This window comes from Sphingobacterium sp. UBA6317, from assembly GCF_002440385.1.
In the GTDB taxonomy this organism is placed as follows: Bacteria; Bacteroidota; Bacteroidia; order Sphingobacteriales; family Sphingobacteriaceae; genus Sphingobacterium; species Sphingobacterium multivorum.
The window spans coordinates 66,689-82,917 of sequence record NZ_DJTD01000010.1 but is presented as its reverse complement, the minus strand read 5'-3'; the positions used below and the strand labels follow the sequence as shown (position 1 = coordinate 82,917).

The window sequence follows — 16,229 nt, the reverse complement described above, 5'->3', positions numbered from 1 at the left end:
CTGTAGTTCATAGGCCGGATACTTTTATACATCAATCTCAAAATATCCACGATACATACGCAAGCTTGAACCTATCTCCCCTTCTCATTTTTAAATTGCCCCTATTATTTCCTCACAAACGCTCCTACGCGTTTATCTTTAATGACTCCCGACCAGTTTAAACCATAACCAAAATCGTAGGCGTGTCCTGCTTGATCAACATAGACTTCCATGTCAAAAGGCACGTCCTCAGCTTGTTTCTCAACTGTAGCCATGTTTGCGGGCATTTGAACAGGCAATAGACCGGAAGGTTCGTACTTTCCAAACATAACATCCAATACAGCCTGTGTTGATACACCAAAATTTAGAATAATACCTGATACCTCCTTTTCAAACTCGGCAAATACCATGGGCTTGTTTGCTGTCACAGACACCAAAATAGGTTTCCCCTTCATCATATCCTTCGTATCCAATATCGTTTGAAGATCCATCACATTCGCAGCAGTCACCATTTTATTCTTATAAGACCTATTCTTAATCGATGGATCGATTATAGGATCACCTGCGGCAATACTCTCCGCTCGTGCATCTGAGGCTGTATAAGTGCCATACTGCAAGGAAATCGGAACATAGCCATTTCCACCATTCTTGCGATCTCTTTCGCTATATCCACCTTCGGAACTGATCGGGCTCTGTACAAACACGACTGCAAGGTCAGCTTCACTAGGGTTATCGGTTAAATCTGCATATTTCCGCAAGAGATCAATATTGACAGGGTATTCCAATCGTGCCGGTGTATAGTTTCCCCACCAATCTTTCATTGCTGCACTATACATCTTCGGAACATAAACTTTCTTCCGTCCACGAATAGGCAATTGCTGATCACTATTCTTTAGTAAAACAACTGACTTCACCTGTGCCTCGTAGCCCTCCTTCATATAGAGCGGATTTCCAACGGTAGCTTGGCTCTGCTTGACATCCAAATAGGGATTTTCAAATAGTCCTACTCGGAAAATATTCAACAGAAGCCTTCTGGCAGAAGCCTCGAACCGTTGCCGCATAAATTTCTGTCCGTGCTCTTTCACGCCCAATTCATAAGCGGCCAATACAGGAGCCTTATCGTTATTGCCTCCAAATTGATCTATGCCTGCCATTAATGCCTTATAATGGCGCTCTGCCACCGACAACTGTTCTACCCCCCAGGGTTTGCCTGCAAATCCATCAGGCTTAGGTGCTTCATCCCCCGTAATCAACCAGTCCGAACAGATCACACCATCGTAACCGTAAGTACCACGCAGCAAGTCTGTAAGCAAATATTTGCTATAACCATTTCCCACATTTTCACCATTTTTCTTATCCTGACCAAAAGAAATCGTATAATAAGGCATAACTGCGGCTGCCTTGCTCGTCTTTCCAGTCAATTGGAAAGCTCCATTGACAAATGGCATAATATGTTGCTTCAGGTTATCCCCAGGATATACCGCAAATTTTCCAATAGCCCAATGGCCGTCCCGACCACCTTCCTCTGGCCCCCCACTGGGCCAATGTTTCACCATAGCGTTGACACTCTTATAGCCCCAGCCTAAGGCAATTTCGTCTTTTCCACTCGATGTCTGAAAACCATCGATATAAGCTCTAGCCATCGCTGTTGTCAACTCGGGACTCTCTCCAAAAGTCATACCGATACGATACCAACGCGGTTCAGTACCCAAATCTATCTGTGGTGATAATGCCGTCGTGATGCCCAAGGATCGATATTCCGAAGCCGCTACTTGCCCAAAACGTTTGACGATAGCTGGATCGAATGTCGCCGCCATCGCAAGCCCATCCGGCCACATTGAAATTTGCCCCCCTGCCCCAGCGTTGAACTCTGCACTGACAACAGCATTATGACGTGGGTCGGAACTATTATTCGCCGGAATCCCCCATCCCAAGCCTTCCACAAAACCTTGCAACTCATTATTCCAGCGGGCAGCGGTCTCCGGATCTTTTACTGCTGTCAACAGGACATGCCTCAGCCCATCTTTCTCCAGAAACTCACGCTGCTGATCGGTCAGAGCCCAAGGTGAAACTAGACCTTCCTGATAGTTTTTTCCTTGATAAGTGCCTCCCATAAATCCAAAGGCCGGTGCCGGTAAAGCTTGATGCCTGCTATACAACATAAGCCCAGCAATCTGATCAACAGACAATTTTGAGGCGAGATCCTTGGCTCGCTCCTCTGCTGTCAAACGCCAGTCTTCATAACGGTCTAATTTTCCATTTCGATTGAGATCCTTAAATTTATTTCCAGCAATATTTAGGATCTTCACGCCCGAAGTTGTTGAATACCCCAAAACAGGGCCATACTGATTCTCAATCTTTTGATAAACTTGGCCTTGTGCTGAAAAAGTTAAAAATAGACTGAAAGATGAAGCGAATAGTAGGTTTCTTACATTCATAAAATCTGTTCGTTTAATACATGAGTTCGTAGTCAAACATTCGCCTGAAGGCTAATAAAACATTTGGCTTAACACTTTATAATCAGTTATTTACATTGCTTCATAATGAAGCAATACAAGTGTACAATCTTTTTGTTCAATTACAAAATAAAATCAACAAAATAACACAAACAACTAATTACCAGTAAATTGATTTATCAAAAAAGCACCTTATGTAATTTTTGCATAAGGAATTGTTCGAGTTTTATCCGGCAACTTACCTCCCATTGCGATATTTTTTTGTAATATTAACCCCAAGACAGCAGTTATATGGATTTCAGAACACAGCTAATTAACGCATCAGCAGAGAGCTATGAAAAATTTCTACCTCACATTTCTGTGGATACCGTCGTCTTTGGCTTCGACCAAGGTTCCTTGAGAATCCTTTTGCTAAAAATGAATTATAATAAAGAATGGTTTCTGCCTGGTGGCTATGTAGGAAAAGAGGAAGATACGGACGAGGCGGTCAAACGCGTACTTTATGAACGCTCAGGTGTGAAGGATATATTCTTGGAAGAATTTGCGGTATTTGGATGCCCACAGCGCAGCCAGCAATCCTTTGCAGATTACCCAGACACATTGTGGAACAAACAGCGATTTATTTCAATTGGTTATTACGCGCTGGTAAACTACAAACACGTAATTCCTCAACCTGATTCCTTAAGTGAGACTTGTCAGTGGATCGACTTTAGGGACATCACTGAGCTCAATATCACCATGGATCATCGCAAAATCATCAACAAGGCTCTCCGGACTCTTCGCGAGCGGCTTTCTTATAAACCAATAGGATACAATTTGCTACCAGACAAGTTTACGCTGACCGACCTGCAAGGACTCTATGAAACAGTGCTTGGTAAGAAACTTAATCGTGGCAATTTTTATCGTAAAATGAAAAATATGGGTATCCTCCAAAAACTTGACGAACAGCGGAAAGGCGGAGCCCATAAAGCTCCTGATCTCTATAAATTCAACGTGGAGACCTATAACACTATTTTACAGGAAGGTCTAAATACCTGGTAGTCAGATCACCGATACATTTTTACCAAATACATAATAGATCAAAAGCTAATTGATGCTGGAATAGACCAGCATACTTCCATCGACTAAACTAACCTGCGAGAACCGGAGATTTGCAGCCTTTAAGTCTAACCTTAAATTGATCTATACAATATATTTATTGACAATATTTTCCAAATCTTCCAAATCAAAAGGTTTAGATAGAAAATCATCCGCTCCGGCACGATCTGCCAGGGATTGAATATCGTTATTTGCCGACACGTAAATTACGGGAATATGGCTAAAACGCTGATCTGATTTAAGCAATCTGGTTGCTTCAACCCCACCGATGTTTGGAATCCAGTTATCCATTAAAACAAGATCGGGCTCTGCAGATTCCACCTTTTGGATAATATCATGTGAAGTTTCCGAAACTTCAACGTGAAACCCCAAATCTGTCAAAACAACCGTTATAACCTCCAAAATAATGGTATCGTCCTCAAATATCAACACCGTTTTTGTTTTACTCATAGAAAATAGTTTATATATACCGTCATTGTTTTACATGAGGCACAAAAGATTCATGCCTGCCTGCAATCCCCTATAAGGTATAAAGTTTTTTCCAAATTTTTTGATCCCCTACAGCTGTAAAGTTATGCTGAATACCTGAAAATCGTATGGTTTCTTTACTACCTAATGCCAAATATCCTAAATTTTCTAGACTCGCGTCAAATAATTTAAAAACACGCTCCTGCAAATCTTTATTAAAATAGATCAAAACATTCCGACAAAGGATTAATTGAAAGCTATTAAATGATGTGTCTGATACCAGATTATGGGTAGATAAAATCATTTTTTGCTTAAGATCGGCATCGAATTTTGCCCATTCATAATTTGCTGTGTAATATTTCGAAAAGTCCTGTTTTCCTCCAGATTCTATATAATTTTCGGAAAAAGATTTTATCTGGCTCAATGGATATACACCATTTCGGGCAATATCGAGTACCCGAGGATTAATATCCGTTGCATAGATCAATGACTTGTGATACAGATTAGCCTCTTTTAGCAAAATGGACATCGAATAAGCTTCCTCTCCTGTGGAGCATCCTGCAATCCATACACGGATCAATGGATATGTCCCCAATTGAGGGAGAATTTCCTCCCGCAGTTGACGAAAGAATAAGGGATCTCGAAACATCTCGGTCAAGTTAACAGTAATCTCTTCAACAAAATGCTGCAAAAATGCCGGGTTGTCTTTTAATACAAAACGAAGTTCAGCAAAACTTGCCAAACGGTCATTCGTCATAAGCCGATTAATCCTCCGCTTCATCGATGCACGGCTATACTGCAAAAAATCATACCCGTAGTCGCGATAGATATCTTCAAGCAAAATATCTATTTCATGGTCTTTTATGATACTATAGCCCAACATTTAGATTAACCGTTCAATTTCACCTATCAATTTATCGACATCAATCGGTTTCGAGACATACGACTGGGCTCCAGCTTCCAAGCATTTCTCACGGTCTCCACTCATCGCTTGCGCTGTCACGGCAATAACTGGAATTTTGCCCAGCAAACTCGAATTGCGGATCAGCTGAATCGCCTCATAGCCATCGATTTCTGGCATCATCATATCCATCAATATCAGCGCTACACCTTTATTCGTCTCCAAGATCTCGATAGCCTCGCTCGCACTCGTGCTGCTCAATACTTGATATCCCTTCGCTTTCAACGTCAAACGCAATGCAAAAATATTGCGTTGATCGTCGTCCACAATTAATATTACCTTATTCTGATCCATATATCAGTTGTCCTCAATTTTCATATAACCACACACGCAATAAAGACAAGAGCTGATCGATATCTACCGGCTTCGAGATATAATCCGAAGCTCCTGCCTGAATACATTTTTCTCGGTCGCCGATCATCGACTTCGCCGTAACAGCGATGATTGGTAATCTTGCATAATCAACATGTTGCCTGATATTCCTAATAGTCTCATAGCCATCCATCTCTGGCATCATCATATCCATCAATACAATATCAATAGGTTCTCCTGATGTCAATACTTCCAACGCTTCTTTACCGTCCATTGCAGGAATTACTTTTACTTGAAATTTCTCCAATGCTTTGGTTATTGAAAAGATGTTCCTGACGTCATCGTCAGCAACAAGGACCTTCTTGCCCTTCAATACATCGGTCAAAGCTCCAAGCCCATTGTTCTTCCTTCTGGCGTCGTCTGAATTATTAACCTCAATCAAATGAAGAAACAAGCCGACCTCATCTAGAATCCGTTGATAAGAATGGGCCGTCTTTACAACAACGGAGTCTGCGTATTTCTTAATTTTCAACTCTTCAGCCTTAGACAGGTTCTTGCCTGTAAAGATAATGATCGGCAGGTTCTCTAATCCCTCATGTTGTTTGATTGCTTCTAACGTATGGTAGCCCATTTCATCAGGAACCCCCATGTCCAGAATCACACAGTCCACATCTGCCGTGCGTAAAGCAGTAATACTTTCCTCTACATTATCTTTTACTTCAAGTGATATATTAAAACTACTTAAGAAATAAGACAGTGCACTGGCATGCTTTGGATTTTCTTCAACAATAAGTACCTTCTTCGGTGAACGGCTTAAGGCAGATTCAATTTTTTGGAATACCGAAGTCATTTGCTCCAACGCAACAGGCTTATTAATAAAGTCGATTGCTCCTTTTAATAAACTTTCTTTCTTCACCTCAAGCGAAGACATGATATGAACCGGAATGTGCCGCGTAGCCTTATTGCCCTTCAATTGATCCATGACAGCCCATCCGTCCATGATTGGCAATTGAATATCGAGCAGAATAGCAGCTGGATGATACTTCTGTGCTGCAGGGAGTGCATGATCACCACGAACAACAACTACACCTTTATAGTTTTGTGTATGTGTATATTTCAAGAGTGCCTTGGCAAAATTAACATCATCCTCCACAATCAAAATCACCTTGTCTCCCTCTGCAACCGTATCTCGATCATCTGGAATCTCCTCGGGGATCCTAATTGTGACCGGATTATAGGTATCTTCTTTAACAATCTCAATCACCTCTTCTACTTCCGAAGATATCTCCTCAACCAATTGCTGCTCCTTGGTCAATATCTCTTTGACTTCAACTTTGGACTTCGGAATAATGAACAAAAAGGTACTACCTTTACCCACTTCGCTTTCCAATCTGATCTCTCCACCAAGCAAACGTGCAATCTCCCGGCTAATAGAAAGTCCTAGGCCAGTACCGCCAAACTTCCGCCTCGTCGAGCCATCAGCTTGTTGGAAGGCTTCAAAAATAATTTTCTGCTTTTCAAGTGGTATACCAATACCCGAATCGACAACAGCGAATACCAATCGATCGTGATCACTTGGATCTTCATAGATTTCCAGACGTACTTCGCCTTCTTTGGTAAATTTAATCGCATTTGAAATCAAATTACGGAGTACCTGATCGATGCGAAGCCGATCTCCCTCAAAGCGAGGTGCGATCTTAGCACTGACAGTCGTCTTAAAAGCCAACCCCTTCTCCTTTACAATGGGTAAAAACAGGCTATTCAAATCGGACAAAATATCATGCAGATCCAACGACGCATAATCTAAGGTCATTTTACCGGACTCAATTTTCGATAGGTCCAAAATCTCATCGATCAAGGTTAACAAACTCGTCCCTGAACTTTGAATGACTTTAGCTGATTCAATCTGATCTGAATTTAAGTTTTCCTCTACATTCTCCGATAGCAAACGCGATAGCAGTAATATCGAGTTGAGCGGTGTACGGAGTTCATGGGACATATTAGCCAAAAATTCGGATTTATATTTAGTACTCAACGCCAACTCTTCGGCTTTCTGTTGAATTTCCTGATTCCGTTCGGCAATCATTAAGTTCTTATCTTCAAGCAATCGCGAGCGTTCCTCTAATTCTTGATTGGATTGCATCAGTTCCTCATGTTGTACTTTAAGCTCTTCCTCTGAAGACTGCAAACGCAATGTTTGCGCCTCCAATTCAGTATTTAAACTTTCAAGCTCGGCATGTTGTGTTAATAGCTCTTCAGACTGTACCTGTGTTTCCTCCAGCAATGTCTGGATTTTTGCCCTTCCTTTTGCTGAAACTAGTGCAATCCCAATCTGTCGGGCACATTCAGTCAAAAATGTTTGTTCTACCGCAGTGAAACTATCCATCTGACCAACTTCCAATACGCCCAGGACTTGATCATCAACCAGCATCGGTAAGAAAATAATATGCTGCATATGGATCTTTCCATTGGCAAAACTAACCACGTAATCCCTTGCATTCAGATTATGAAGTGTCTTAGATTCCCGGTCAACAAATACCTGCCCAATATAGCCTTCTCCCGGCAAAAAATATCGCTGTGTCTGCATATCCAAACCATATGCTCCTGAAAGTTCCAACTTGTCATCGTTAAAAATATAGATCGCGCCACTGATAGCACCGGTATAATCCACAAGACTTTTGATGGAATCTGCAGCAATTGTTTGCTCACTCTTATTTCCCATCAATCCAGTGTAAAGTTTAGCATATCCAGCATGAAGCCAATCATTATCTGTTAGCTGTTCAAATGATTTTTTCAACGCCTTCGACATCCTATTGACGGCTTTCGCAATTTCACCGAGATCATCGTCTCCGACCTCCTCTGCCTTGACATCATAATCCCCCAATGCGATTCGATTGGTAATCTTCTGAACCAAATTTAAGCGCCTAGAAATACCTTCATCCTTCTCACGTAATGATTTCTCGAGTGCTGCACGCTTCAAGAAGTCGGCACGTAGCCTAAAATAAAAATAGCTGGTAATAATAAGAGAAAGTAAGGCACTGATAACAATAAACAAGGTTGTGATAAACGAAGAATTATCCAAATTAGCCGATTTCCTATCGATATTATCGTCCTCATACTGATTAATATCCTTGATAATTGCACGGCACTTATCCATAGCCATTTTACTCTCATCCAATTGTGCTAAGCCGAACACGCCGCCCCTTCTCTTCGTTGCAACTGATTCCTTTAAAATGTCGAGCCGCCATTTTGCTGCAATTACAAGACTGTCTACTCGAACCTTCTGCACCGGATCCTGCTTGGTGAGGGCTTCTATCTCCTGCAATTCTTTGGGCAAACTTTCCAAGGCATTATTAAAAGGCTCTAAATAGCTTTCTTTACCAGTCAGAAGAAAGCCCCGGTTTCCAGTTTCAGCACCTTGTAACGAAGCTAGTAAACTAGTTGAAGTGCTGATTATTTTTCTTGTTACAGCAAGTTCTTGGCGATGCCTATTTTGCTCCTGTATACCAATGTAGGATGCTGTAGAACTAATAAGCAGCACGACTAATGAAAAACCGATCCCCCACGTTAGATTATTGAGTGTCTTACTATTTGGCATTCTTAAATTAATTTAAGGGTAAGGTAAAATAGAAGGTTGCACCACGCTCGCCCGAACTCTCTACACCAATCGTTCCCTGATGGCTTCGTATAATTTCGGCGCAGATGTAAAGGCCTATCCCGAGCCCTTGAAAGTCAAATGATGTTTCTTCCACACGATAAAATTTCTCAAAAACATCAGCTTGCTTTTCCACGGGTATCCCGATGCCGAAGTCGATTACACTGATCTTCACAGCATCGTCGACAACCGTACAATCTACAATGACTTTTTCCGTGCCCGCCGCATATTTGTATGCATTCGTCAAGAAATTAACCAATACCTGCTCAAGACGGATCTCATCACCGTATATTTGTACCGCTGTGATATCACCGGTTCGAATAAGCTTCATGCTGCTTTGGTCATGCGTCTGAACAATGGAATCAACCGCACTTTTTACCATATGCTCAAGTGAGAATACTTTTTTATTGATAAGCAACTTCCCATTGTCAATTTTTGATAGATCCAAAAGATCCGATATAAGGCTGTTGAGTTTATCTATTTGTCCTTGCACCCGATGAACATACCTTGCTTCAGCACTTTCCTCTTCCAGTTTCAACTTGCGGTCAAGCAATTGCATATAGGCCTTTATACTTGTCAACGGTGTTTTCAACTCATGACTGGCAATACTCAGAAACTCATCTTTCTCTTTTTCCGCCCGCTTTTGTGCGTCAATATCGGTGAAAGTTCCTATCCAGTTGCTTTCACTATTTTGCAAGATTGGCCACACCCGCAACAATTGGTATGAATACTCTCCACAATGGGTCTTTTTCAAACGGACTTCCATCTCCAAAGGTTCACCTGACTGAAGGCTACCGTGAAGCGCGGCAGCGATAGGCCGGTCACCAGGGTAAGTCTGCGGAAAAATAGTGGCATCATCAGAAAATTCAAACCAACGGCCATTGACAAAATCAATATTACCGCTCTTGTCACAAGTAAATGCAATTTGAGGAAGCGACTCCAAAAGCGTATGTAAATAGTCCAACTTAGACCGAAGCTCCTGCTGCGCCTGCTTTCGTCGTTCCACTTCAAGCTCCAAGGTCTGCTGAACATCTTTCAATGCCTGCGTCTGCTCATAAAGGCGATAAAACGTCTTGACTTTCAGCATTAGAATATCCGGATCAACAGGTTTGGTGACATAATCCAAACCACCGGAATCATAGCCTTTCGTAATAAATTTTTTATCTGTATTGACCGCAGACAAAAATATGATCGGTGTTTCCTTTGTCTTACTAAAACCGGCGATATTCTCGGCGACTTCAAAGCCGTCCATATCCGGCATTTGAACATCCAATATGATTAATGCATAATTATTTTTTAGGATCTTTTTTAAAGCTTCTTCCCCAGAATGAGCGGTATCAACTTCAAAATTCTTGGATTCCAGCAATTTTTGTAAAGAGTAAATATTATCCGGATTATCATCGACAATTAATATCATAGTGTATTAAAAATTAGCATCAAGGTTAACAAATCTAAAAAAATTAACTGAATACCCACAACATTAATACGCAAAGACAACAGTAAATTGAAAAGACAGCAAATAAGTAAAACTTTAGCCCACGAAACCCTGTTTTAATGAATAATGATAAGTTTTACATCAAAAGGTATTTACTGTGTTCCGGGCAAGTTTTATCTTGATCCATGGCAGCCAGTTGATTTGGCAGTCATCTCCCATGGTCACGCAGATCATGCCCATTGGGGAATGAAGAAATACTTATGCCACCATTTTACGGTCAATATCCTACGAAGTCGCATAGGTCCAGACATTCAGGTTCAAGGTCTTAGCTACAACGAAGCGGTATACATCAATGGAGTCAGGGTCTCCTTACATCCAGCTGGCCATATCATTGGCTCTGCACAGATACGCCTGGAACATAAAAGTAAAGTTGTGGTTTTTACGGGTGATTACAAGATTCAGGACGATGGTTTATCTACACCGTTCGAACCCATAAAGTGCCATGAACTTATTACAGAAAGTACATTCGGCCTCCCTATTTACCGTTGGGATTCCGTAGAAGCGCAAAATGAAAGCCTACAGACATGGATTAAAACCAATCAGAGCAACAACAAAACCTCTGTGTTTATCGGTTATTCCCTTGGAAAATCGCAGCGCATTCTCAACGCTGTTCATGAGATGGGTCCCGTATACGTTCATTACAGCATTGCCAAGCTGAACGAAGCCTATAGTCAGGCAGGTATAAAATTGCCAAATTACCGCATCGCCGATTTAAAATCGGAGCTCAAACAGCTTGACAATCAAATTGTGCTGCTACCGCCTGCTCTGCTAGACAGCCAGCTTCTACAGAAAATACCGCATGTTGCCCATGCGATCTGCTCCGGATGGATGCAAATCCGTGGGGCACGGCGATGGCGCAGCGCTGATGCCGGCTTTGCGATCAGCGATCATGCCGACTGGCAGGGCTTATTGCAGGCGGTACGTGGTAGCGCTGCCGAAAAAGTATATGTCACACACGGACAGACAGCAACATTTGCCAAATATCTGAATGAAATCGGTATTGAGGCCGAAGAAGTTAAAACGCAATACGGAGATGAAGAGGACCCTCAAAGCCAAACCACAGAATAGCCTATGAAAGAATTTGCTACATTGATCCATGCGCTTGACAGCAGCAATAAGACCAATTCGAAAAAAGAAGCTATTTTAACTTTTTTCAATCAGGCTTCCGAAAAAGACAAACTTTGGTTTCTTGCCCTGATGACCGGTAAAAGACCAAAACGAAGCATCGCGATCAAGGATCTTAAAACATGGGCCTTAGAAATCACCGGAATCCCTGAATGGTTATTTATAGAATCGTATGCTGCCGTAGGCGATCTGGCCGAGACCTTATCGTTGCTGCTCCCACCACCATCACAGCAGATCGAAAAAAGCCTGAGTGAATGGATGGACGAGATCATTGCCATCCGGGATGACAGTATAGCCCAAAAAAAGGCTTTTGTCCTTCATTCCTGGAATGCACTAAATACCGTAGAGCGTTTCATTTTCAATAAACTGCTCGGCGGCAGCTTTAGACTGGGAGTTTCCGATAAGGGATTAATCAATACAATCGCGCAGTATACCAACACTGAAGCAAGCGCTGTAGCGCATAGTATCATGGGCGAATGGAATCCGCATGCGGTAGAATTCGACAAACTCGTCAATGGCGCTTACAGCGATACCAACCGCTCCAAACCTTATCCATTCTGCCTTGCTTATCCTTTAGAAAAGGCCCCCGAAGACCTAGGCTCTCTCAACGAATGGCAGGCAGAATACAAATGGGACGGTATACGTGGCCAGCTCATCAAGCGCGAAGATGAAATACATATCTGGTCTCGCGGAGAGGAACTCGTGACAGCGCAGTTCCCTGAAATTACCGAGGCCCTCCATCAGTGGAAAGGAAATTTTGTGCTTGATGGCGAAATCCTAGCTGTCAGAGACGGCCGTATCCTCAACTTTTCCGAACTGCAAAAACGAATCAACCGAAAGAACATTCCAAAGTCACTGCGTGAAGAAGTACCTATTTCAGTCTACCTTTATGATATTGTCGAACTGGATGGCATCGATCTGCGCAATAAGCCTCTCACGTCCAGACGTACGTTGCTCGAACAGTGCTATGCTGCAAATCCTCTAGGTGCTTTAGAGCTGTCACCTTTGATACATGCAGCAGATTGGCCCGCGCTACAAGACATACAGGCAAATTCGCGCGAGGTCAACAGTGAAGGACTTATGCTCAAGAAAAAGGACTCCGCTTATCATGCCGGCCGCAAAAAAGGCGACTGGTGGAAATGGAAGGTAAACCCCATGAGTATAGACGCTGTCCTCATTTATGCACAGAAAGGAAGTGGCCGCAGAAGTGCCCATTATACCGATTATACTTTTGCCGTAAAGGATGATGATAAGCTTGTAACGATCGCAAAAGCCTATTCAGGTCTTACAGACAAGGAAATTCTAGAAGTTAGCCGCTTTGTGAAACAAAATTCTTTAGAGAAATTCGGCCCCGTAAGAACCGTTAAACCTGAACTAGTTTTTGAAATTGCCTTTGAAGGCATTGGATACAGCAAACGTCATAAATCGGGTGTCGCACTACGTTTTCCGAGGATATTACGCTGGCGAAAAGACAAGACCGCCGCAGAGATCGATAGTCTTGAAGATATTAAAAAGTTGATACAATAAGGCATAGTCCCATACACATTGAACGAAAAAATAGCATATAGTGACGGTTTTCGAATAATCAGTGATTATTTTAAGTCGCAGGGAAACGCCCCTTTTAGCTTCCAGACCAAGGCCTGGGAAAAATATGCGCAAGGATATAGCGGGCTGGTCATCGCGCCTACAGGGTTTGGGAAGACTTTCTCCCTTTTTATGGCCGTACTAATGGACTTCCTCAATCATCCGGAACACTATCAAAAGGGCCTAAAGCTCCTTTGGATTACACCCCTACGCTCTTTGGCCAAAGATCTGGCGCGGGCCATGCAAACAGCAATAGACGAAATTGGACTCGACTGGATCGTACAGGTGCGTAATGGTGACACCGATCCCAAGATCAAAGCGCAGCAAACCCGCTCCATGCCTGACGTTTTACTCGTTACTCCAGAAAGCCTGCACTTACTGCTTGCTCAAAAACAACGCGATAAATATTTTAAAAATCTCCGATGTGTGACGGTTGACGAGTGGCACGAGCTCATGGGCAACAAACGCGGCGTAATGGTCGAACTGGCACTTTCCTTTCTGAAAGCATATATAAAAAACCTACGCGTTTGGGGTATCACAGCCACCATCGGAAACCTTGAAGAAGCGATGGAAGTTTTGCTTCCACAAGCTGCAAAACGTATCCAGATTGTTGCCAAGGAGAAAAAGAAAATTGCCATCAAACCGATATTCCCCAGCACAGTGGAACTGCTTCCCTGGGCAGGGCATCTCGGCGGCAACCTCGTAGATCAGGTCGTCCCGATTATACTTGCCAGTAAAAGTACGATCCTCTTTACCAACACACGGAGCCAAAGTGAGATGTGGTACCAATTGCTGCTGCAGGCTCACCCCGATTTTGCTGGACAAATCGCCTTGCATCACAGCTCCATTGACGCCCATATCCGCGAATGGATCGAAGACAATCTCAGCAGCGGCAAACTTAAAGCGGTCGTGTCAACCTCCTCCTTGGACTTAGGGGTAGATTTCAAACCTGTAGATACAGTCATACAGGTTGGCTCCAGTAAAGGTGTAGCTCGATTTATGCAACGCGCTGGAAGAAGTGGACATAGTCCATTTGAAACGTCCACGATCTATTTCGTCCCCACACATTCCCTGGAGCTCATCGAGGTCGCCGCCTTGAAGGAGGCAGTAAAAACGCAGACGATCGAAAACCGGGATCCCATGGTTCAGACCTTCGATGTGCTCGTTCAATTCATGGTAACCATCGCCTTGGGCGGTGGATTTCGTTCGGAAGAACTGCATGCAATCGTCGCCAATACCCATGCCTTTCACTACATGGAAACGGAAGAATGGCAATGGTGTATGTATTTTATTACCGCGGGTGGAAAAATTGGAAAACGCTACGAAGAATTTCACAAGGTTATCCAAGATGAAGATGGCAAATGGATCATCAAAAACCGTCGTCTTGCACTGCTCCATAGACTCAATATAGGTGCCATTGTCGGTGATGCCATGATGCGCGTGAAGTTTCTCTCCGGTGGTTACATCGGCATGATCGAAGAATATTTTATTAGCAAACTAAAAAAAGGTGAACGCTTTATCCTTGCGGGGCGGATACTCGAAGTAGCGATGGTCAAGGAAATGACCGTATTCGTAAGAAATTCGTCGGGTAAAGCCATTACTCCAAGCTGGCTCGGTGGCAGACTTCCCTTATCGTCCAATTTGAGCCATTTCCTGAGAAAAAAATTGGCTGCAGCAGCCAGCGCTCCTTCCAGTGAAAAAGAGCTTCATTTCCTGGCGCCACTGATCAAAAAACAGGCTGAACTTTCAGCCGTGCCAAGTGAAGCGGAATTCCTCGTCGAACATATCAAAACCAGAGAAGGTCATCATCTATTTTTCTACCCCTTGGAAGGCCGATTGATCCATGAAGTCATGGCAGCGCTTGTCGCCTACCGCATCAGCAAGTTGTACCCGATCAGCTTTTCCATGGCCATGAACGACTATGGCTTCGAACTCTATTCCGATAAGGAAATTCAGCTCAGTCAAATGCAGCTCGAACAGGTATTGAGCCGCAGCAATTTGATGGAAGATGTGATCAGTAGTATTAACTCGGCAGAAATGGCCAGTCGCAAATTTAGGGATATCGCCGTCATCTCGGGACTGGTTGTGCAGAACTATCCGGGCACCCAGCAAAACAACAAATCATTACAGGCCTCGTCAGGGATTATTTTCCGCGTATTGATGGAACACGATCCCACTAATCTTTTGCTCAAACAGGCTTTTACCGAAGTGTTCAACCAGCAACTGGAAGAACATCGGTTAATAAATGCATTCGAAAGGATCAATCAGAGCAAAATACGTTATACCTTTGTCGAAGAGTATACGCCATTGAGCTTTCCGATAAAAGTGGATAGCCTCCGGCAATCCCTGTCGAGCGAAGCCTTGATTGAACGGATTCAACGCATGGAAAAGACCAATGCTCAAAAAAAGAAGCGCAGAAAATGAAAATCGGAGAACAAACAATTACATTCAATAAACAGGAATTAACCCTTAACACACAACGCTCTATATACTGGAAAGATCAAAAAACGTTAATCTTATCTGACCTACATCTGGGTAAAGCGGCACATTTCAGGAAGCATGGCATTGCTATCCCGATGGATACTGCCATAACGGACCTTACTCGATTAGAATCCCTAATAGCGTACTATCAAGCTAAGCAAGTCATCGTTGTCGGCGATCTCATTCATGCCGGCATCAATCAGGAAGTACTTTTACTGGAATCATTCAGACAACGCCACCCTGAGCTCCACCTTCATCTTGTCAAAGGCAATCACGACCGCCTATCGCAACAAATGGGCATTCGCTTCGGTATAGTGCATCACAAAGAAGCTTTCGAAATGCAACAAATCCAATTTAAGCACCATCCCGCTGATGCAGCAGATTCCTCTTCATTTCGGATTAGTGGACATATCCATCCGGGTATCAGCCTGGTTATTCCACCGAAACGGAAGGTTCGCTTACCCTGTTTTCTGGTATCTACTCATCAGATTATCCTTCCCGCTTTTAGTACTTTTACGGGATTGGACAGCAAAGACCTGTCTTCCCTATATCAAAGTTATGCTATTTCGGACGATCATATCTTCCCGATCACAAGAAACTAATCCAAGCAGCAGT

The 16,229-nt window shown here is 43.0% G+C and carries 11 protein-coding genes; 5 read left to right on the top strand and 6 right to left on the bottom strand.

Features of this window, described 5'->3' with window-relative positions; all coding sequences use genetic code 11:
• Positions 1–104: 104 nt before the first annotated feature.
• Complete coding sequence (locus B3E92_RS02540) at positions 105–2,417, bottom strand: glycoside hydrolase family 3 protein (RefSeq protein ID WP_286895224.1); 2,313 nt, start codon at positions 2,415–2,417, stop codon at positions 105–107.
• 309 nt (positions 2,418–2,726) lie between these two features.
• Between B3E92_RS02540 and B3E92_RS02535 the strand changes: the two genes are divergently transcribed.
• Positions 2,727–3,476 carry an NUDIX hydrolase gene (locus B3E92_RS02535; RefSeq protein WP_112374665.1) on the top strand — a complete coding sequence of 250 codons (750 nt, stop codon included), beginning with the start codon at positions 2,727–2,729 and terminating at the stop codon, positions 3,474–3,476.
• Between the two features lie 141 nt (positions 3,477–3,617).
• Here B3E92_RS02535 and B3E92_RS02530 read toward each other — a convergent pair whose 3' ends face one another.
• The 5 genes from B3E92_RS02530 to B3E92_RS02510 all read right to left on the bottom strand — a co-directional run bounded on the left by B3E92_RS02530 (position 3,618) and on the right by B3E92_RS02510 (position 10,346).
• A complete protein-coding gene (locus B3E92_RS02530; protein ID WP_070566459.1) occupies positions 3,618–3,983 on the bottom strand; it encodes a response regulator in 366 nt (121 codons plus the stop codon).
• 70 nt (positions 3,984–4,053) lie between these two features.
• On the bottom strand, positions 4,054–4,884 hold the full coding sequence (locus B3E92_RS02525; RefSeq protein ID WP_112374664.1) for a CheR family methyltransferase: 831 nt from the start codon (positions 4,882–4,884) through the stop codon (positions 4,054–4,056).
• Positions 4,885–5,256, bottom strand: coding sequence for a response regulator (locus tag B3E92_RS02520; RefSeq protein ID WP_112374663.1), 372 nt, complete (start codon positions 5,254–5,256; stop codon positions 4,885–4,887).
• 13 nt (positions 5,257–5,269) lie between these two features.
• Positions 5,270–8,872, bottom strand: a complete 3,603-nt coding sequence (locus B3E92_RS02515) for a response regulator (RefSeq protein ID WP_286895222.1) — start codon at positions 8,870–8,872, stop codon at positions 5,270–5,272.
• Positions 8,873–8,879: 7 nt separating this feature from the next.
• Positions 8,880–10,346 carry a response regulator gene (locus B3E92_RS02510; protein WP_286895221.1) on the bottom strand — a complete coding sequence of 489 codons (1,467 nt, stop codon included), beginning with the start codon at positions 10,344–10,346 and terminating at the stop codon, positions 8,880–8,882.
• Between the two features lie 144 nt (positions 10,347–10,490).
• Here B3E92_RS02510 and B3E92_RS02505 point away from each other — a divergent pair, with 144 nt between their 5' ends.
• Genes B3E92_RS02505 through pdeM form a run of 4 tightly spaced genes read left to right on the top strand, consistent with a single transcriptional unit; the run spans position 10,491 to position 16,216 of the window.
• Positions 10,491–11,492, top strand: a complete 1,002-nt coding sequence (locus B3E92_RS02505; RefSeq protein ID WP_286895219.1) for a ligase-associated DNA damage response exonuclease — start codon at positions 10,491–10,493, stop codon at positions 11,490–11,492.
• A 3-nt stretch (positions 11,493–11,495) separates the two neighbouring features.
• Positions 11,496–13,076, top strand: coding sequence for an ATP-dependent DNA ligase (locus B3E92_RS02500; protein WP_286895217.1), 1,581 nt, complete (start codon positions 11,496–11,498; stop codon positions 13,074–13,076).
• A gap of 18 nt (positions 13,077–13,094) precedes the next feature.
• On the top strand, positions 13,095–15,557 hold the full coding sequence (locus tag B3E92_RS02495) for a ligase-associated DNA damage response DEXH box helicase (RefSeq protein WP_286895215.1): 2,463 nt from the start codon (positions 13,095–13,097) through the stop codon (positions 15,555–15,557).
• A complete protein-coding gene (pdeM, locus tag B3E92_RS02490) occupies positions 15,554–16,216 on the top strand; it encodes a ligase-associated DNA damage response endonuclease PdeM (RefSeq protein ID WP_286882909.1) in 663 nt (220 codons plus the stop codon). The genes B3E92_RS02495 and pdeM overlap by 4 nt, the downstream gene beginning before the upstream one ends.
• Positions 16,217–16,229 lie beyond the last annotated feature (13 nt).

Coding starts and splice junctions, on each gene's coding strand:
- B3E92_RS02520 (WP_112374663.1), bottom strand. CDS start 5,256: ATGGATCAGAATAAGGTAATATTAATTGTGGACGACGATCAACGCAAT.
- B3E92_RS02505 (WP_286895219.1), top strand. CDS start 10,491: ATGATAAGTTTTACATCAAAAGGTATTTACTGTGTTCCGGGCAAGTTT.
- B3E92_RS02510 (WP_286895221.1), bottom strand. CDS start 10,346: ATGATATTAATTGTCGATGATAATCCGGATAATATTTACTCTTTACAA.
- B3E92_RS02530 (WP_070566459.1), bottom strand. CDS start 3,983: ATGAGTAAAACAAAAACGGTGTTGATATTTGAGGACGATACCATTATT.
- B3E92_RS02515 (WP_286895222.1), bottom strand. CDS start 8,872: ATGCCAAATAGTAAGACACTCAATAATCTAACGTGGGGGATCGGTTTT.
- B3E92_RS02535 (WP_112374665.1), top strand. CDS start 2,727: ATGGATTTCAGAACACAGCTAATTAACGCATCAGCAGAGAGCTATGAA.
- pdeM (WP_286882909.1), top strand. CDS start 15,554: ATGAAAATCGGAGAACAAACAATTACATTCAATAAACAGGAATTAACC.
- B3E92_RS02525 (WP_112374664.1), bottom strand. CDS start 4,884: ATGTTGGGCTATAGTATCATAAAAGACCATGAAATAGATATTTTGCTT.
- B3E92_RS02500 (WP_286895217.1), top strand. CDS start 11,496: ATGAAAGAATTTGCTACATTGATCCATGCGCTTGACAGCAGCAATAAG.
- B3E92_RS02540 (WP_286895224.1), bottom strand. CDS start 2,417: ATGAATGTAAGAAACCTACTATTCGCTTCATCTTTCAGTCTATTTTTA.